The sequence below is a fragment of the Caldimonas hydrothermalis genome (assembly GCF_056746695.1).
The window spans coordinates 104,233-120,332 of the sequence record NZ_JBWQXA010000008.1 but is presented as its reverse complement, the minus strand read 5'-3'; the positions used below and the strand labels follow the sequence as shown (position 1 = coordinate 120,332).

Annotated in this window: 17 protein-coding genes; 7 read left to right on the top strand and 10 right to left on the bottom strand. The window is 70.7% G+C overall.

What is annotated here, in order from left to right:
- Positions 1 to 180 precede the first annotated feature (180 nt).
- From AC1ECW_RS11585 to AC1ECW_RS11560, 6 genes are all read left to right on the top strand, one after another.
- On the top strand, positions 181 to 483 hold the full coding sequence (locus tag AC1ECW_RS11585) for a BufA1 family periplasmic bufferin-type metallophore (RefSeq protein ID WP_409709894.1): 303 nt from the start codon (positions 181 to 183) through the stop codon (positions 481 to 483).
- Positions 484 to 496: 13 nt separating this feature from the next.
- Positions 497 to 1,381 carry an MNIO family bufferin maturase gene (bufB, locus tag AC1ECW_RS11580; protein ID WP_409709885.1) on the top strand — a complete coding sequence of 295 codons (885 nt, stop codon included), beginning with the start codon at positions 497 to 499 and terminating at the stop codon, positions 1,379 to 1,381.
- Positions 1,378 to 2,172 (top strand): HvfC/BufC family peptide modification chaperone, encoded by a 795-nt coding sequence (locus tag AC1ECW_RS11575; RefSeq protein WP_409709888.1) that lies wholly within the window; start codon positions 1,378 to 1,380, stop codon positions 2,170 to 2,172. Before bufB ends, AC1ECW_RS11575 begins: the two co-directional genes overlap by 4 nt.
- The gene (locus AC1ECW_RS11570; RefSeq protein ID WP_481201881.1) at positions 2,169 to 2,705 is read left to right on the top strand and encodes a DoxX family protein; all 537 of its coding nucleotides are present in this window, start codon (positions 2,169 to 2,171) and stop codon (positions 2,703 to 2,705) included. The genes AC1ECW_RS11575 and AC1ECW_RS11570 overlap by 4 nt, the downstream gene beginning before the upstream one ends.
- Positions 2,706 to 2,907: 202 nt before the next feature.
- Positions 2,908 to 3,474: a sigma-70 family RNA polymerase sigma factor gene (locus tag AC1ECW_RS11565; protein ID WP_481201880.1), complete on the top strand. Its 567-nt coding sequence runs from the start codon at positions 2,908 to 2,910 to the stop codon at positions 3,472 to 3,474.
- On the top strand, positions 3,471 to 4,106 hold the full coding sequence (locus AC1ECW_RS11560; RefSeq protein ID WP_481201879.1) for an NrsF family protein: 636 nt from the start codon (positions 3,471 to 3,473) through the stop codon (positions 4,104 to 4,106). Before AC1ECW_RS11565 ends, AC1ECW_RS11560 begins: the two co-directional genes overlap by 4 nt.
- Positions 4,107 to 4,284: 178 nt before the next feature.
- Here the strand turns inward: AC1ECW_RS11560 and AC1ECW_RS11555 are convergent, their stop codons facing one another.
- The 4 genes from AC1ECW_RS11555 to pcaH all read right to left on the bottom strand — a co-directional run bounded on the left by AC1ECW_RS11555 (position 4,285) and on the right by pcaH (position 7,676).
- Positions 4,285 to 5,571 carry a c-type cytochrome gene (locus AC1ECW_RS11555; RefSeq protein WP_481201878.1) on the bottom strand — a complete coding sequence of 429 codons (1,287 nt, stop codon included), beginning with the start codon at positions 5,569 to 5,571 and terminating at the stop codon, positions 4,285 to 4,287.
- The gene (locus AC1ECW_RS11550; RefSeq protein WP_409702990.1) at positions 5,568 to 6,308 is read right to left on the bottom strand and encodes a c-type cytochrome; all 741 of its coding nucleotides are present in this window, start codon (positions 6,306 to 6,308) and stop codon (positions 5,568 to 5,570) included. Before AC1ECW_RS11550 ends, AC1ECW_RS11555 begins: the two co-directional genes overlap by 4 nt.
- A 67-nt stretch (positions 6,309 to 6,375) precedes the next feature.
- Positions 6,376 to 6,966, bottom strand: coding sequence for a protocatechuate 3,4-dioxygenase subunit alpha (gene pcaG / locus AC1ECW_RS11545; protein ID WP_409702992.1), 591 nt, complete (start codon positions 6,964 to 6,966; stop codon positions 6,376 to 6,378).
- A complete protein-coding gene (gene pcaH, locus AC1ECW_RS11540) occupies positions 6,963 to 7,676 on the bottom strand; it encodes a protocatechuate 3,4-dioxygenase subunit beta (protein WP_409702994.1) in 714 nt (237 codons plus the stop codon). The genes pcaG and pcaH overlap by 4 nt, the downstream gene beginning before the upstream one ends.
- Positions 7,677 to 7,790: 114 nt before the next feature.
- Here pcaH and AC1ECW_RS11535 point away from each other — a divergent pair, with 114 nt between their 5' ends.
- Positions 7,791 to 8,717 carry a LysR substrate-binding domain-containing protein gene (locus AC1ECW_RS11535; RefSeq protein ID WP_409702996.1) on the top strand — a complete coding sequence of 309 codons (927 nt, stop codon included), beginning with the start codon at positions 7,791 to 7,793 and terminating at the stop codon, positions 8,715 to 8,717.
- Positions 8,718 to 9,037: 320 nt separating this feature from the next.
- On the opposite strand, the gene AC1ECW_RS11530 is transcribed toward AC1ECW_RS11535, so the two are convergent.
- The 6 genes from AC1ECW_RS11530 to AC1ECW_RS11505 all read right to left on the bottom strand — a co-directional run bounded on the left by AC1ECW_RS11530 (position 9,038) and on the right by AC1ECW_RS11505 (position 15,981).
- Complete coding sequence (locus AC1ECW_RS11530) at positions 9,038 to 9,553, bottom strand: MarR family winged helix-turn-helix transcriptional regulator (protein WP_409703056.1); 516 nt, start codon at positions 9,551 to 9,553, stop codon at positions 9,038 to 9,040.
- A 5-nt stretch (positions 9,554 to 9,558) separates the two neighbouring features.
- Complete coding sequence (locus AC1ECW_RS11525) at positions 9,559 to 11,370, bottom strand: acyl-CoA dehydrogenase (protein ID WP_481201877.1); 1,812 nt, start codon at positions 11,368 to 11,370, stop codon at positions 9,559 to 9,561.
- A 114-nt stretch (positions 11,371 to 11,484) separates the two neighbouring features.
- A complete protein-coding gene (locus tag AC1ECW_RS11520) occupies positions 11,485 to 12,471 on the bottom strand; it encodes a Bug family tripartite tricarboxylate transporter substrate binding protein (protein ID WP_481201876.1) in 987 nt (328 codons plus the stop codon).
- Between the two features lie 47 nt (positions 12,472 to 12,518).
- Complete coding sequence (locus AC1ECW_RS11515) at positions 12,519 to 13,283, bottom strand: SDR family NAD(P)-dependent oxidoreductase (RefSeq protein WP_481201875.1); 765 nt, start codon at positions 13,281 to 13,283, stop codon at positions 12,519 to 12,521.
- Complete coding sequence (locus AC1ECW_RS11510) at positions 13,280 to 15,172, bottom strand: feruloyl-CoA synthase (RefSeq protein ID WP_481201874.1); 1,893 nt, start codon at positions 15,170 to 15,172, stop codon at positions 13,280 to 13,282. Before AC1ECW_RS11510 ends, AC1ECW_RS11515 begins: the two co-directional genes overlap by 4 nt.
- Positions 15,169 to 15,981 carry a crotonase/enoyl-CoA hydratase family protein gene (locus AC1ECW_RS11505; RefSeq protein WP_481201873.1) on the bottom strand — a complete coding sequence of 271 codons (813 nt, stop codon included), beginning with the start codon at positions 15,979 to 15,981 and terminating at the stop codon, positions 15,169 to 15,171. The genes AC1ECW_RS11510 and AC1ECW_RS11505 overlap by 4 nt, the downstream gene beginning before the upstream one ends.
- Between the last annotated feature and the right edge of the window lie 119 nt (positions 15,982 to 16,100).

Here is a 16,100-nt window from a genome sequence, read left to right as displayed (position 1 = left end):
GGGTCGTGGGCGCTTGCTTTCGCTGCGGACAGCCTGGAGGTTACAGCGGCGCCGGAAAAAAGAAAGGGCCGGGATGCGTAACCCACACGGGCGCGCCGGCGTACTGGCACAGGACGGCCGCCGGCTGTCGCATCGGCCCACGCCGATGCCCCACCACGCAAGGAGACGATGATGTCGCAGATGCTGACGACCCAGGCGGGGGCAGCCGCCCTCGCCCTGGCGCTGGGCGCCGCCCTGAGCCTGGCCCACGACCCCGCCCGCGCCCAGACCCAGGACGCCAACCAGGAGAAATGCTACGGCGTGGCCCTGAAGGGCAAGAACGACTGCGCCGCCGGCCCGGGCACCACCTGCGCCGGCACGGCCAAGCGCGATCACCAGGGCAATGCCTGGAAACTCGTGCCCAAGGGCACGTGCGAGAAGATGGCCTCGCCGACCTCGCCCACGGGGTACGGACAGCTCCAGGCCTTCAAGGAAAAGACCTGAGGCTGCACGCGCCATGGCCTGCCCTGCCCCCCGTGCCCCCGCGGTCCAGCCGCCCCTGACCGGTGTGGGGCTCGGCCTGAAGACCGGCCACCTGGCCGAGGTGCTCGAACGCGGCTCGGCCATGGACTTCTTCGAGATGCATGCCGAGAACCTGATGGTCGACGGCGGGCCCGTCCTGCGCCGCCTGGAGCGCCTGCGCGAGCGCTGGCCGCTGTCGCTGCACGGCGTGGGCCTGTCCCTGGGCGGTGAGGGCCCGCTGGACGAGGCGCATCTGGGCCGGCTGCGCGCCCTCATCGACCGCTTCGAGCCGGCCTGGTTCTCCGAGCACCTGGCCTGGTCGAGCCATGGCGGGCGCTGGTTCAACGATCTGCTGCCCCTGCCTTACACGGCCGAGACGCTGGCGCGCGTGTGCAACCACATCGATCAGGCCCAGGAGCGGCTGGGCCGGCGGCTGCTGCTGGAGAACCCCAGCACCTACTTGATGTTCGAGGACTCGACGATGGACGAGGCGACGTTCCTGGCCGAGACGGTGCGCCGCACCGGTTGCGGCCTGCTGCTGGACGTGAACAACGCCCATGTGAGCGCCGTCAATCACGGACGCGATGCGCGCGCCTTCATCGATGCGCTGCCGGCCTGTGCCGTCGGCGAGATCCACCTGGCCGGCTTTGCGGTGGACCGCGACGCGGCGGGCGACCCGCTGCTGATCGACACCCATGGGGCCCCGGTGGCCCCGCCGGTCTGGGCCCTGTACCGGCAGGCCCTGCAGCGCCTGGGGCCGGTGCCCACGCTGCTCGAGCGCGACCAGCACCTTCCGCCACTGGCGCAACTCGAGGCCGAGGCCGTGCAGGCCCGTGAGGCGATGGCGCAGCACCTGGCCGCGATGGAGGCGGTGGCATGAGACCCGAACGCCACGTCACCGTGTCGGCCCTGCCGATGCAGGCCGCCTTCGCCCAGGCCCTGCTCGACCCGCACGCCACCGTGCCCGGCCTGCGGGCCTGGAACGGCTCGGACCCCACGGTGCGGCTGGACGTCCACCGCAACACCGTGGTGGCGTCTCTCGTCGATGCGCTGGCCGACACCTTCCCGGTGGTGCAGGCGCTGGTAGGGCCGGTCTGCTTCCGCGCCCTGGCCAGCGCCCATGTGCGCGCCGAACCGCCTTGCTCGCCGGTGCTGGCCCATTACGGCGCGGGCTTTGCCGACTGGCTGGCACACCAGCCCCCCCTGGCGGCACTGCCCTGGCTGTCCGATGTGGCCCGACTGGAATATGCCCGTGTGCAGGCCTTCCATGCCGCCGAGGCCCCAGTGTGCACCGCGGCCCGCCTGGGCGCCGCGCTGGCGCAGCCCGAGCGCCTGCCCGGGCTCGTGCTGCCGCTGCAGCCTGGCGTGCATGTGCTGAGGTCTTGCTGGGCCGTGGTATCGCTGTGGGCGGCCCATCAGGGCCAGGGCCGCATCGAAGACGTCCGGATCGACCAGCCCGAAGCCGCCCTGGTGCTGCGCGAGGACGAGGATGTCGTCGTCCTGCCGGTGCCGCTGCCCACAGGCCGCTTCGCCCAGGCGCTGCGGCAGCGCCGCCCCCTGGGCGAGGCGGTGGCCGAGGGGGGCACAGGGCTGGATTTGGGGGCCAGCCTGGCCCTGTTGTTGCGGCACGGGGCCTGCGCCGAGCCGGTCGTCGAAGGGATCCCGGCATGAACAGCGCCCCGCCCCCCGTCCGGCCCCGCGGCCCCCTGGCGTGGATTGCCCGCGTGCATGCCGCCCTCGAGCGCATGCCCGAGTCGCTGATCGCCCTGTTGGGCCGTGTGGCCCTGGCCGGTGTGTTCTGGCGCTCGGGACAAACCAAGGTCGAGGGCTTCGCCGTGGACTTGGTGGAGGGACATTTCGAGCTGGGCTGGCCCCGCCTGGCCGATTCGGCCATCGTCCTGTTCCGCGAGGAATACCGGCTGCCGCTGCTGCCCCCCGAGACCGCCGCCTTGCTGGCGGCCGGGGCTGAGCATGTGCTGCCCCTGATGCTGCTGCTGGGCCTGGGCACGCGGCTGGCGGCGCTGGGCCTGCTGGGCATGACCGCGGTGATCCAAGGGCTGGTCTACCCCGGCGCCTGGCCCACCCACGGGGTGTGGGCTGCGGTGGCGTTGTGGCTGATGGCGCGCGGCCCGGGCGCCATGTCGCTCGACCACCTGCTGGCACAGCGTTTCGGGCTCGGCCATCGCGCCGGGAGCCGCGCATGAGCGCGCCCACACCGCCGATCCGAAGGGAGCGCGTCCCGCCCTTGGGCCGATGGTCGCGCAGGGACCGGAGGGTCGTCCCGTGAGCACGGCCGTCCCCGCCTGGCCCGGCCGCGACGCGATGCAGTCCTGGCCTGCAGCCGATAATGCGCCGCATGCCGCCTGGGCGGGCGATCCGGCCCGGCGTGCCCCCCGACGGCTGCCCATGACCGACACCGACGCCCAGGACGATTTCGAAGCCACGCTGCGGCCGCTGTGGCTGCGCGCGCAGGCCGGTGACGAACAGGCCTACCGGTGCGCGCTGGAGCAGATCGCAAAGCGCCTGCGCGGCTACCTGCGCCGCCGCCTGCAGGGGCTGCCCGACGAGGTGGAGGACCTGGTGCAGGAAGCCCTGCTGGCACTGCATCTCCAGCGCGGCACCTACGATCCCCGCTGGCCCGTGAGCGCCTGGGTACTGGCGATCGCGCGGCACAAGCTGATCGACCTGTGGCGCCGGCGCGGGCGCCGCGACGCCTGGCATCAGGCACTGGACGAGGTGAGCGAGGCGGCACTGGCCGTGCCGGCCGCCACCGACGGCGAGGCGCGGCGCGACCTCGCCGCCTTGCTCGACGCGCTGCCCGAGGCCCAGCGACAGGCCATCGTGCTGACCAAGGTGGAAGGCCTGTCGGTGGCCGAGGCGGCCGCACGCACCGGCGCGTCGGTGTCGGCGCTCAAGGTGCAGGTGCACCGTGGATTGAAGCGGCTGGCGATGCTGGCCCGGGAATGGCCATGAAGACCGAAGACCTCATCTCCCTGCTGGCCCGCGGCGCGGGCCCGGCGCCGCGCATGTCAATGGCCCCGCGCCTGCTGCCGGTGGCACTGGCCGGTGTGCTGCTCAGTGCGTTGCTGGCCGTGGGCGTGGGCGGGGCGATCCCCGCGGCGATGTACGCCACCCCGGCGCCGTGGATCAAGCTGGCCTACGCCGCCGCGCTGGCCGCTGCGGGCGGCTGGCTCACCGCGCGGTTGGCCCGGCCGGTGGCGGCCGTGACCGCGCCGGCCGGGGTGGCGCTGGGTGTGGTGGGCCTGATGCTGGCGCTGGGCCTGGCCGTGCTGGCCGCCACCCCGCCCGGGCAACGTGTGCAGGCCCTGCTGGGGCACTCCTGGACCATCTGTCCGTGGAGCGTGTTCGTGCTCTCGCTGCCCGCGCTGGCCGCCACGCTGGCGGTGCTGCGGCGTTGGGCCCCCACCCGGCTGCGCGAGGCCGGCGCAGGTGCCGGCCTGTGGGCTGGTGCCCTGGGCGCCGCCGGCTATGCACTGTCATGCACCGAGCACTCGGCCGCCTTCGTGGCCGTGTGGTACACACTGGGCATCGCGCTGACGACGGGCCTGGGTGCCCTGCTCGGGCCGCGGGCGCTGCGCTGGTGAACCCGGCGCGGTGGTTCATCGTTGGATCCGGCCGACGGCTTGCCTGTCATAGGACGGCATCCTGATCTTTGCCTGAACGCCCCCTGCCAGCCCGGCGCGCCGAGCAGGACCGTGCCGATGCGCGGCAGCCCCGGGCATCAGACAAGGTGCCGCCCATGCATCCAGGCAGGTCTGTGCTTCACCGGTAGCGAAACACGTCCAGCGCACTGACTGGCGCGGCCTGGTGGCCCCAGGCACTGCGCAGGTAAGTGGCCACGGCGGCCACCTCCTGGTCGTTGAACACGTGGCCAAAAGGCGGCATGCCATGGGGGCGGGGGTTGCCGGCGGTGGCAGGTGGGTAGCCGCCATGGCGCAGGATGCGCACGAGATTGGCAGGCGAGGCCATCGTGACCGTGCGGTTGCCCGCCAGCGGCGGGTAGGCCCCGGGCACCCCTTCGCCCTGTTCACCATGGCACTGCACGCAGTGCTGCTCGTACAGGCGCTGACCGATGGCGCGCGAGGGCGGCGCAGGCGGGGGCTCCTCGCCCTCCTCGGAGGCCGGTGGCGCCGGCGGCGGGGTCTGCTGCGGCAGACTGCGCAGGTACACCGCGATGGCCTGCAAGTCGGGCTCGCTCAGGTGCTGGGTGCTGCGGAAGACCACCTCGGCCATCGGCCCGAGCACCGAACCGCGCGGCGAGACACCGTCGCGCAGCAAGGCCACGATGTCCTCGACCGGCCAGTCGGCCACGCTGGCCTCGTCGGCACGGGCCAGCGAGGGCGCGTACCAGTTCTGCACCGGCATCAGCCCGCCCCCCAGCTCGAAGCGGCCAGTGGTCGCCCCCAGCACGTTGCGCTCGGCATGGCAGGCTGCGCAATGGCCCAGGCCACGCACGAGGTAGGCGCCGCGGTTCCAGGCCGCATCGCGCGAGGCATCGGGCTCGAAGCGCTGCGGGGTGAAGAAGAGCGCGCGCCACACGGCCAGCGCCGCCTGGGTGTTGACCGGAAAGCGCAGCTCGTGCGGCTTGTTGGCCTGCGCGACCGGCGGCAGGCTGCGCAGCCAGGCATAGAGGGCATCGCTGTCTTCGCGCGTGAGCAACGTGTAGTGCGCATACGGGAAGGCCGGGTAGAGCAGGCGGCCATCACGCGAGCGGCCATTGCGCATCGCGCGCCAGAAATGATCGGCGCTCCAGCGCCCGAGGCCCGTGGCCTCGTCGGGCGTGAGGTTGCCGGCGAAGACGGTGCCAAACGGCGTGGGAATGCCATGCCCCCCCGCATAGGGAGCACCACCGCGCTCGGTGTGGCAGCTTGCGCAGTTGCCGGCCAGGGCAAGGTAGCGGCCCCGCTCCACCTGGGCGGCGTCGAGCACGGCCGGCGGCTCGGTCTGGCGAATCGGATCTTCGCCGCGCAGGTTCAGGACGATGACCCCGGCCGCCAGCAGCAGCATCAGGACGAGCAGGCTGCCCAGGGAGATCAGCAGGCGCTTCATCGACGCGCCTCCTGGGGGGCCGGCACCCCGCCACAGTCGATCGGCAGCGGCCGGGTCAGCGTGGGCTCGGGCCGGGCGGGCGTGGGCAGGGGCTGGTTGGCCAGCCAGCCCGAGACGGCACTGATGTCCTGCTCGTCCAGGGCCTTGGCGATGCGGGCCATGCAGTCGGGCTCGAAGGCGCGGCGCGTGCCCACGCGCCAGGCACCGAGCTGGGCGTTGAGGTAGTCGCGCGGCAGGCCCAGCAGACCGGGCAATGCGGGCGCGATGCCCACCAAGGTCTGCCCGTGGCAGCTTGCGCAGGCCGGAATGCCACGCGCTGGGTCGCCCACGCGCACAAGCTGCTCGCCGCGCGATCGCTGCAATGGCGTCAACGCGATCGGAGGCGTGGGAGGGTACGGCAGATCCAGCGCCGCGAAGTGGCCGGCGATCTCGCGCAGGTAGTCATCGCTCAGGTGCTGCAGCAGGTGACTCATCGCGCCGTACTGACGGCGCCCGTCGCGGAAGTGCAGCAACTGGTGGTACTGGTACAGCGCGGGCTTGCCCGCAATACGCGGGAAGTAGCCCTCGCGCGTGGCGCGCCCCTGGGCACCATGGCAAGCCACGCAGGCCTGCACGCGGGCGGCCATCGAAGCCGGATCGGGGCGGTCGATGGGCTGAGCCTGAGCCACGACCCCTGCCATGCACAGCAAGGTCGCCGACAGCCTCAGCCCCTTGAGAAAGCGGGGCACGGCAGACATGGGCCAAGTCTAGCCAGCCTCAGCCCCTTCCTCCCACGGGCGAGAACCTGCGGACACCGGGCCGGGCTCACAGGTCGAAGAACACCGTCTCCTGGTCGCCCTGCATGTGGATGTCGAAGTGATAGACCACGCCGCCGGGCTGCACCTCGCGGCGCGCGATCAGCGTGGCGCGGCGTTGCGCCGGCACGGCCTGCAGCACGGCGTCCTTGGCGTTGGCCGCGGCTTCGTCTTCGAAGTACAGGCGCGTGAAGGCATGGCTGAGCAGGCCCCTCATGAAGACGATGACGTCGATGTGCGGAGCCTCGCCGGCCACCGCGCCGGGCTTCACGGTGGTGAAGGCAAAGCGCTGTTGTGCATCGGTGCCGGTGCCGCAACGGCCGAAGCCGGTAAAGCCCCAGGCCTTGGCCTGTTCGGCGCTGGTGACCTCGCGCCCCCGGGCGTCGAGCTGGGCGATCTCGATCATCGCGTCGTTGATGGGCTGACCCGCTCCGTCGAGCACGCGGCCGGTCACCGTGATGTGCTCGCCCTCGGCCTGCGGCTGGGCCAGCACCGGGGAGTAGGCGCTGCCATGGTCATAGAAGTACTGGCGCGGCGTCAGGCCATAGGCGAAATAGGGGCCGACGGTCTGGGAAGGGGTCTGTCCAAGCACAGAGCTCATCGCGGTGTCTCCATCGGCGTTTCGTTCGGGCCGCGCAAGACGATGTCAAAGACATAGCCCAGCGCAAAGTCGGGTTCGGTCACGTCGAGCGAAAACTTCGAGATCAGTCGGTCGCGCGCACGCTCGGGCGTGCCCTGGAAGATGGGGTCGAACGCGAGCAGCGGGTCGCCGGGGAAGTACATCTGCGTGACCAGGCGGCTGGCGAAGTACTCGCCAAAGAGCGAGAAATGGATGTGGTTGGGCCGCCAGGCATTCGGATGATTGCCCCAGGGATAGGCCCCGGGCTTGATGGTGTAGAACTTGTAGCGGCCCTCACTGTCGGTGAGCGTGCGCCCGGCGCCCAGGAAGTTGGGGTCAAGCGGTGCGTCGTGCTGGTCGACCTTGTGCACGTAACGACCGGCGGCATTGGCCTGCCAGATCTCGATCAGGGTGTTGCGCACCGGTCGGCCGCGCTCGTCGAGCACGCGGCCGGTGACCACGATGCGCTCGCCCAGCGGCGCACCGTTCTTCGCGGCATTGCGCGTGAGGTCGTGGTCCAGCGCGCCGATGGCGTCGTGGCCGTACACCGGCGCGCGCAGCTGGCGCAACTGGTCCTTCATCGGCAGCAGCGGCTTCGTGGGGCCGCGCAGTACGGTGGACTTGTAATCGGGGTGGAGATAGGGGGGGTGGCTGTCCCAGTCTCGGGGGCGCAGCGTCACGGTCTCGCTCATCGGGGGAGTCTCCTCGTGGGGCTGTCAGGGGTGACAGACGTCAAAACTCTAAGCATCACCAATGGTTATGTAAATTGAAGTCTCGTTCGATAATTCATTCGAAGGAGTTATCGAATGAACCTGCCCCGAGCCCACCGCCTGCAACTGCGTCACTTGCACTGCTTCCTGGCCGTGGCGCGGCTGGGGCATCTGGGACGGGCGGCGCAGGCGCTGGCCATCAGCCAGCCCGCAGTGACCAAGACCCTGGCCGACCTGGAAGACCTGCTGGGCCTGCGCCTGTTCGAACGCGGCCGGCGCGGTGCGCGGCTCACGCCCGCCGGCCAGGGCTTCCTGCGACATGCCAGCCAGGTGATGGCCGCGCTGGACCAGGCGCTGGAGAGCGTGGCCCCCGGCCAGGCCCCCACCGTGCTGCGCCTGGGCGCACTGCCCACCGTGGTGAATGCCATCGTGGCTGCCGGCCTGCGCTCGCCGGACCTGCCCGGCGGCACCACGGTGCGCATCGAGACCGGGGCGAACCACGAATTGCTGGCCCGGCTGCAACAGGGTGCGCTCGACGCCGTGGTGGGCCGACTGTCGGAACCCGAGCGGCTGCAGGGCCTGACCTTCGAGCACCTCTACGCCGAGCCGCTGATCGTTGCGGTCAGGCCCGACCACCCGCTACGGCACAAGCGCCGACCGACCCCCGCACACCTGGCGGTCCACGATTGGATCCTGCCGCTGGCCGACACGATGATCCGCCACAACGCGGACAGTTGGCTGCAAAGCCAGGGGGTGGTGCCGCAGGGCATGGTGTTCGAGACCCTGTCGGTGTCACTGGGCCGCGAGCTGGCCGCCAGCAGCGATGCGCTGTGGTTCACGCCGCTGGGCGCGGCCGAGGCCGACCTCGAGCGCGGCGTGCTGGTGCGCCTGCCGCTGACCCTGGCCGGCACCGAGGAGCCGGTGGGCTGGCTGATGCGCAGCGAGGCACAGCCTTCGCCAGCCCTGCAGGCGGTACGCGCGGCGGTGCGTGAGCAGGCGCAGCGACGACAGCGGCGGTGGTGAATCACCCCGGTGGTCGCCCGTCCACTCCCTCACCGCCCTGGAAGACCCGACTGTCGTACCGAATCGCGCTCAGGTCACGGCGCAAGCCTGCGTTGCCCGCCCCCTCACCACCCCACCCCCTTGCGCAGCGGCTGCCCGATGGCCTGGCGCACGGCCTGCGGCCTCGCCCCAGTTGATCGACAGGGGGGATGCAGGAGGCTGGAAAGCCGCTCCGCCGCCGGCCATCCCCACGATCGCACCAGCGACTCCGCCCGAGGCTGCCCTCACGCCCGTGGCAGCGAAGACATGACTCCCCTAGTACTGCCCAACATGCGAGGCGCTCAGACTCTTCGATGCCGCGCCACTTTCTGCAGCAGCTCGATCAGGATCGCGCGCTCGGCCTGGCTGAGATGGCGCAGCAGGTCCTGCTCCATCGTGAGCGACACCTCGTAGGCCTTCTTCGCCAGGACCTGGCCCTTGCGGGTGAGGCGCACGTGCTGGGCGCGGCGGTCGGCCTCGCTGCGCACGCGGGTGATCAGCTCGCGTTCCTCCAGCCGGTCGAGCAAGATGGTGGTGTTGGGCGCCGACACGGCCAGCGCCTGGGCGAGCTGCTTTTGCGTGACGTCGGTGTTGTGCAGCACCAGCATCAGGATGGTGAACTCCACCGGGCGCAGCTGCAGCGGCTCGCCGATGTGCTTGAAGAAGATCTTGCGCGTGGGCACCTCGGCCTGGGCGAGCTGGTAGCCCAGCACATGGCGCAGGCAGGTCGCATCGAGGCCGTGGTGGATGGGGTCGCTGGCGGGCGGGCTGGTCATGGCCGCGCCAGTGTACTGGGCGTCGCGCCCGTCCAAGACCATGGTCTTCACCCGGGCTGGGACACCGGCAGCCTGGCCTGGCGTCGCCCCACCTGCTGCAGCCGCCAACCCGCTTCGGGCAGCAACCACTCCAGGCCGTAGCGTGCCGCATCGAACCGGGTGGCGTAGCCGGCATCGGCGCGGCGGGGGGCGGTACAGCGCGCCGTGCGCAACCAGGCCCAGCCCATCAGGACCCAGCCGAAGGCCTGCAGGTAATCGTCGGCCACGCGGTAGGCCCAGGTCGGGTCGTCCTGCCGGCCCACGTAGAGACGGGCCGTGGCCTCGCGCAAGGCATCCACCTGTGCCTGCAACACGGCCGCCAGAGGCTGCAGCTCGGGACCGTCGGCCCGCACCGGTTCGGCGCGGGCGGCCTCGATCTCCCGGTCGATCACGCCCATGACCTCGGCGAAGCGGTGGCAGCCATCCTCGAAGAGCTTGCGCTGCAGCAGGTCGATCGCCTGGATCTCGTTGCTGCCCTCGTAGATCATCGTGATGCGGCTGTCGCGCACCGCCTGCTCGATGCCGTGGTCGCGCAGGTAGCCGTGACCTCCCCAGACCTGCAGCGCTGCATTGACGGCATGGTGGGCCGTGTCGGTGAGAAAGGCCTTGACCACCGGGGTGAGGAGCTCCACCAGCCGCCGGGCCCGTCCGCGCAGCGCCGGCTCGACGTGGTGCTCGGCCTCGTCCAGCCACACCGCCGTGGCCAGGGCCAGCAGGCGCTGGCCTTGAGCCAGGGCCTCCAGCCGCCACAACGTGCGCTGCACCGCGGGATGTTCGGCAATCGCGCTGGTGAGGCCGTCGCGGCGGCCAGGCGCACGCGACTGATGCCGCTGCTGCGCATAGCGCCAGGCATTCTGGCGCGCCATCTCCAGGTGGCCCAGACCCTGAACGCCCACCAGCAGGCGGGCGGCGTTCATCATCACGAACATCGCGGCCAGCCCGCGATGGGGCTCACCCACCAGCCAGCCCGTGGCGCCGTCGAAGCGCAGCACGCAGGTGGCGCTGCCGCGGATGCCCATCTTGTGCTCGATGCCGTCGCAATGCACGGCATTGCGCTGTCCGCCGGGCAGGATCTTCGGCACCAGCGCCAGCGACAAGCCCCGGCTGCCCGGTGGGGCATCGGGCAGGCGCACCAGCACGAGGTGCACGATGTTGTCGGTGAGGTCGTGTTCGCCGCCGGAGATGAAGATCTTGCTGCCGCTCACCTTCACTTCGCCGCCGGATTCGATGGCATCGGCCGCCACCCCGACGGGTTCGGCCCGTGTGCGCACCAGGCCCAGGTCCGAGCCGGCCTGGGCTTCGGTCAGGCACATCGTGGCCAGCCACTCGCCGCTGACGATGCGCGGCAGGTAGCGCTGTTGCAGCTCGGGCGTGCCGTGCGAGCGCAGACACTCGTAGGCCCCATGAGCCAAGCCCGGGTACATGGCCCAGGCATGGTTGGCGCTGTGCAACATCTCGTTGAGCGCCAGATGCAGACCAAGAGGCAGCCCCTGCCCGCCCCACTCGGGGCTGCACGCCAGCGCCGGCCAACCGGCCTGGACATAGGCCCGGTAGGCCTGGCGGAAGCCAGGCGGTGTGCGCACCTCGCCGCCGTGCCAGGTGCAGCCCTCGCGGTCGCCGATGGCATTCAGCGGCGCCAGCACGCCGGCTGCAAAGCGGCCGGCCTCTTCCAGCACCTGCCGCACGGTGGCGGCGTCGGCATCGGCATAGGGCGGCAGGCTCGCCCATCGCGCAGGGGCGTCCAGCAGGTCTTCCAGGACAAACTGCAGCTCACGCAGCGGCGGAATATAAGACCACATCGGGAACAGGACGCAAAACATGCTGGGGCACTTCTTGCCAGCAGACACCGCGGATCCGGCTCGGCCGGTCCGCGGGTGCCGCCCCCTCGAGGGGGGGCTGAACGACGCGAAGTGCGCAGGGGGGGTCGTGAGCCCTCAAGCCTCCGGCTTGAAGCCCACGCGGTTCACGATGGGGCCCCACGCAGCATTCTCGCGTTTGACGGCTGCGGCCAGTTCGGCCGGCGTGTTCGCGCCCGCCTCCACGCCCAGTTGGGCGAAGGCCTCGATCACGTCGGGCGCACTCACCGCGGCCTTGATGGCTTGGGCGGCACGCTGCGTCACTTCCGCCGAGGCTTTGCCGGGCAGGAAGAAGCCGTACCACTCGTTCATCTCCAGCGCCTTGAAGCCCTGCTCGGTGTAAGTGGGCACCTGGGGCGCAAATCGCGAGCGCGTGGCCCCCGAGGTGGCGAGCAGGCGCAGGCGGCCGCTGGCCAGATGGGGCAGGTAGTCGCCCACCGGCGACGAGAAGGCCGCCACCTGGCCACCCAGCAGGTCCTGGATGCCGGGGGCCGAGCCGCGGTAGGGAACGTGGTTGAGCGGCACGCCACTTTCCTTGGACAGCAGGGCCCCCAGGAAGTGCGGCGGCGAGCCTGCGCCGGGCGACCCATAGTTGGCGCCCGCGGGGTTGGCCTTGGCCCACTCCAGGTAGCCCTTGATGTCCTTCACCGACTCGGGCACGGCCGGCCCCACGCCGAAACCGAAGACAATGGTGCCGGCCGTGCACACCGGGGTCACGTCGTCGGGTGTGTAGCTGAGCGAGCGGTAGATGTGCGGGTACAGCGTGATCATCGCTGCCGGTGTGAGCAGCAGATGGGCTCCGTCGTTGGGACTGCGCTTGAGTTCTTCGACCGCCAGCCGGCCGCCCGCCCCGGGCTTGTTCTCGACCAGGGCCACGCGCGCATAGCTGCCGCGCAATTTGTCGGCCACGCGGCGCGAGACCGCGTCGGTGGTGCCGCCGGCCGGAAAGCCGCACAGCACGCGCGCGGTGTCCAGGGTCTGGGCCAGGCTCGGGCCCGGGGCGAACCCGAGACCCGTGGCCGCGGCGGCACCGCCGTAGGCCAGGAACTGTCTGCGATCGATCATGCTTGTCTCCTCTGTTTGGGGGGTCGATCAGGAATCGGACGGCCGCTTCAGCGCGGTGGCAGGCGCAAGGCGCCGTCCAGGCGGATGACCTCGCCGTTGAGCGAGGCGTTGGTGACGATGTGCGCGGCAAGCTGGGCAAACTCCTCGGGCTTGCCCAAGCGCTTCGGGAAGGGAATGGAGGCGGCCAACGACTGCTGCACCTCCTGGGGCAACTCGTGCAGCAGCGGCGTGAGGAAGAGCCCCGGCGCGATCGTGCACACGCGCACGCCGAACTGGGCGAGGTCACGCGCCAGCGGCAGCGTGAGCGAGACGATGCCGCCCTTGGACGCGGCATAGGCCTCCTGACCCACCTGGCCATCGTAGGCCGCCACCGACGCCGTGTTGACGATCACGCCGCGTTCTCCGTCGTCCAGCGCTTCGAGCTTGAGCATCTGCGCGGCCACGAGGCGGATCACGTTGAAGGTGCCCACCAGGTTGACGTTCACGATGCGCTGGAAGTCTTCGAGGGGCATGGGCGTTCCGTCCTTGCCCACCAGGCGCCGCGCACCGCCAATGCCCGCCACGTTCATCAGCATGCGCGCAGGGCCGTGGGCTTCGCGGGCGGCATCGAGCGCGGCGTTCACGCTCGCGCTGTCGGTGATGTCACAACGCAGCGCCAGGCCGCCGATCTCGGCCGCCACGGCCTTCGCCGCCGCCTCGTTGATGTCCAGCACGGCCACCTTGGCGCCACGCCGGGCCAGTTCGCGGGCGGTTTCGGCGCCCAGGCCCGAGCCGGCGCCCGTCACGAGCGCTGCCAATCCGGAGATCTTCATCGTCGGTCCTGCCAGTCTTTGCGGGGAAGGATCACATCGGGGTCGCCGGCCTGCCCCCGGTACAGCGCCTCGACCAGCGCTTCGCGGCAACGCAGCACCGCGCGTTGGTTGATCGAGCCCTTGTCGGTGATCTCGCCCTGGTCGATCGAGGGGGGCTCGACGAGCACATGGGCACGCGCCACCCGGTTGGCGCTGCCGGTGCCCTCGCGCCACAGGCGATCGACCAGCGCCTGGAAGAATTCGCGCACCACCGGGTGATGCAGCACCTCGGCCACTGGCACGTGGGTGCCCAATCCAGCCAATTTGCGGCATTCGTCCACGCGGGGGAAGACCAGCATGCCGATCTCGTCGCGGTTCAGGCCCGTGATCACGGCGTCCTGCACGCAGGGCGCCCCCAGCGCGATGATCTTCGCGCGCAGTGGGCCCACGCTGACGAAGGTGCCGGTGGAGAGCTTGAAATCCTCGGCGATACGGCCGTCGAAGAGCAGGCCCTTCTGCGGATCGGCCGGGTCCACCCACTTCACGGCGTCGCCGGTGCGGTAGTAGCCCTCCTCGTCGAAGGCCTCGGCGCTGAGCTCCGGTTGACGCCAGTAACCCGGCATCACGTTGGGGCCACGGAAGCGGATCTCGGTCTTGCCATACCGGGCATCGCCGTCGGGCACGAGCTTTACCTCCACGCCCGGGCAAGGCAGGCCGATGTGGCCCGAGCGCACTTCGCCCGCCCTGAGCGCAAAGGTGCATGAAGGTGCGGTCTCGGTCATGCCCAGGCCGGTGAAGATCGGGATGCGTTCGCCCACGGTGCGCTCGGCCAGGCGGTCGAGCTGGTCCCACACGGCCTGGCTCAAGCCCGCGCCGGCGAACATGAAGGCCTTGACCTTGCGGAACAGCGACTCGCGCAGCACCGCGTCGTCTTCCATCGCCGCGGCGATCTCCTCGAAACCCTTGGGCACGTTGAAGTACATCGTGGGCGAGATCTCGCGCAGGTTGCGCAGCGTCTCGGCGATGCCGGCTGCCGTGGGCTTGCCCTCGTCGATGTAGAGCGTGCCACCGTTGTAGATCGCAAGCCCCGTGTTGTGGTTGCCCCCAAAGGTGTGGTTCCAGGGCAGCCAGTCCACGAAGACCGGCGGCTCGTCGGCCAGAAAGGGGAAGGCCTGGCGCTTCATCTGCTGGTTGGCGCAGAGCATGCGCTGGGTGTTGATCACCCCCTTGGGCGCCTTGGTGGACCCCGAGGTGAAGAGGAACTTGACGATGGTGTCGGGCCCGACCTTGGCGTGAGCGGCCTCCACCTCGGCGCCGGGCGCCGTGTCGAGCAGCGCGGCAAAGGGCGTGACGCGCCGGCCGGGAAGCTGGCCCTCGGTGAGGACCACCTCCACGTCCGGCCCGACCACCGCCTCGATGGCGCGGCCAAAGCGCGCGTCGGACGCGAACACCAGGCCTGGCGTGACGGTGTCCAGGATGTGGCGCAGCTTGCCGAAGTCCTGCGACACCAGCGAGTACGCTGGCGAGACCGGTGTGTAGGGGATGCCGGCCCACATCGCCCCCAGCGCCAGCGTGAGATGCTCCAGGTCGTTGTCGGACAGGATGGCCACCGGGCGCTGCGGCGACAGCCCGCGCAGCACGAGCGCCTGGCCCACGGCCTGGGCGCGCGCAAGCATCCGGTCGTAGCTCAGGTGACGCCAGGGGCCGCGCGTGCCGTCGGGCCGCCGCTCGCGCTGGGCGACCAGCGTGCGGTCGGGCGCCACGCGGGCCCAGTGCTCCAGGCGGTCGGTCAGACGCGCCGGGTAGGGCTGCAAGGCCTTGGTGGAGCGCAGCACGACGCTGCCATCCGGACGGCGTTCCACGGTGGCCGACAGGCAAGCCCCGACCGGCGTGGCACGGTAGCGCGTCATGACTTGCCCACCTTGCCCGCCTTGCCTTCCAGGAAGGCGCGCATGCGGTCCTTGGCGGCCGGGTCGCCCTGGGCAATGGCCGCGGTGAGCGACTCGACGAACAAGCCCTGGGCCTGCGACATCTCGGCGATGCGCGGCAGGGCCTGCATCACCGCAAAGTTCGACAACGGCGCATTGCTGGCGATCCTGCGTGCCAGTTCGATCGCCTTGGCCACGCCCTGGCCGTCGCCCACGCGGTAGTGCGACAGGCCGGCGGCCTGCCCCTCGTCGGCGTCGAGCACACGCCCGGTGAGCATCATGTCGGTCATGCGCGAAACACCGATCAGTCGCGGCACGCGCGCCGAGCCGCCGCCGCCGACGAAGAGGCCGCGCTGTCCTTCGGGCAGACCGTAGAACGTGGAGTCCTCGGCCACGCGGATGTGGGTGGCCGCCGCCAGCTCCAGGCCGCCGCCCACCACCGCACCGTGCAGCACGGCCACCACCGGCACGCGGCCGAACTGGACCTGCTCGAAAGCCGCATGCCAGGTGCGTGAATGCTCGATGCCCTCGGCCACGCTGCGCTCGGCCAGCTCGGACAGGTCGAGCCCGGCGCAGAAGTGCTCGCCCTCGCCGCTGAGCACCACGGCACGCGTGTTCTCGGGTAAGTGGATGAAGCAGGTGTGGAGCTGGGCCACCAGGGTGTCGCTCAGCGCGTTGCGCTTGGCCGGGCGGTTCAGGCGCACATGGGTCACCGGGCCGTCGTGCTCGATCTTGAGCAGATCAAGGGCGGCCAGCACGGCGTTGGAGGCGGTCTCGGAAGGCATGGGCATGATGTCGATCAATTGATTAACAAGAATAAGCAATTTGCCAAATCCTAGATCAAGGGTTTACCCGCGAACCAGATCCCAGACGCCCCGCCACAGATCTCAGATATCAGGGATTTCCCTGG

Bases quoted from the DNA above. Each gene is read 5' to 3' on its own strand.
- AC1ECW_RS11515 (WP_481201875.1), bottom strand. From the start codon at position 13,283: ATGAAGATCTCCGGATTGGCAGCGCTCGTGACGGGCGCCGGCTCGGGC.
- AC1ECW_RS11505 (WP_481201873.1), bottom strand. From the start codon at position 15,981: ATGCCCATGCCTTCCGAGACCGCCTCCAACGCCGTGCTGGCCGCCCTT.
- AC1ECW_RS11525 (WP_481201877.1), bottom strand. From the start codon at position 11,370: ATGTTTTGCGTCCTGTTCCCGATGTGGTCTTATATTCCGCCGCTGCGT.
- AC1ECW_RS11575 (WP_409709888.1), top strand. From the start codon at position 1,378: ATGAGACCCGAACGCCACGTCACCGTGTCGGCCCTGCCGATGCAGGCC.
- bufB (WP_409709885.1), top strand. From the start codon at position 497: ATGGCCTGCCCTGCCCCCCGTGCCCCCGCGGTCCAGCCGCCCCTGACC.
- AC1ECW_RS11510 (WP_481201874.1), bottom strand. From the start codon at position 15,172: ATGACGCGCTACCGTGCCACGCCGGTCGGGGCTTGCCTGTCGGCCACC.
- AC1ECW_RS11585 (WP_409709894.1), top strand. From the start codon at position 181: ATGCTGACGACCCAGGCGGGGGCAGCCGCCCTCGCCCTGGCGCTGGGC.
- AC1ECW_RS11550 (WP_409702990.1), bottom strand. From the start codon at position 6,308: ATGTCTGCCGTGCCCCGCTTTCTCAAGGGGCTGAGGCTGTCGGCGACC.
- AC1ECW_RS11535 (WP_409702996.1), top strand. From the start codon at position 7,791: ATGAACCTGCCCCGAGCCCACCGCCTGCAACTGCGTCACTTGCACTGC.
- AC1ECW_RS11560 (WP_481201879.1), top strand. From the start codon at position 3,471: ATGAAGACCGAAGACCTCATCTCCCTGCTGGCCCGCGGCGCGGGCCCG.
- AC1ECW_RS11520 (WP_481201876.1), bottom strand. From the start codon at position 12,471: ATGATCGATCGCAGACAGTTCCTGGCCTACGGCGGTGCCGCCGCGGCC.
- AC1ECW_RS11530 (WP_409703056.1), bottom strand. From the start codon at position 9,553: ATGGTCTTGGACGGGCGCGACGCCCAGTACACTGGCGCGGCCATGACC.
- AC1ECW_RS11565 (WP_481201880.1), top strand. From the start codon at position 2,908: ATGACCGACACCGACGCCCAGGACGATTTCGAAGCCACGCTGCGGCCG.
- AC1ECW_RS11555 (WP_481201878.1), bottom strand. From the start codon at position 5,571: ATGAAGCGCCTGCTGATCTCCCTGGGCAGCCTGCTCGTCCTGATGCTG.
- AC1ECW_RS11570 (WP_481201881.1), top strand. From the start codon at position 2,169: ATGAACAGCGCCCCGCCCCCCGTCCGGCCCCGCGGCCCCCTGGCGTGG.
- pcaH (WP_409702994.1), bottom strand. From the start codon at position 7,676: ATGAGCGAGACCGTGACGCTGCGCCCCCGAGACTGGGACAGCCACCCC.
- pcaG (WP_409702992.1), bottom strand. From the start codon at position 6,966: ATGAGCTCTGTGCTTGGACAGACCCCTTCCCAGACCGTCGGCCCCTAT.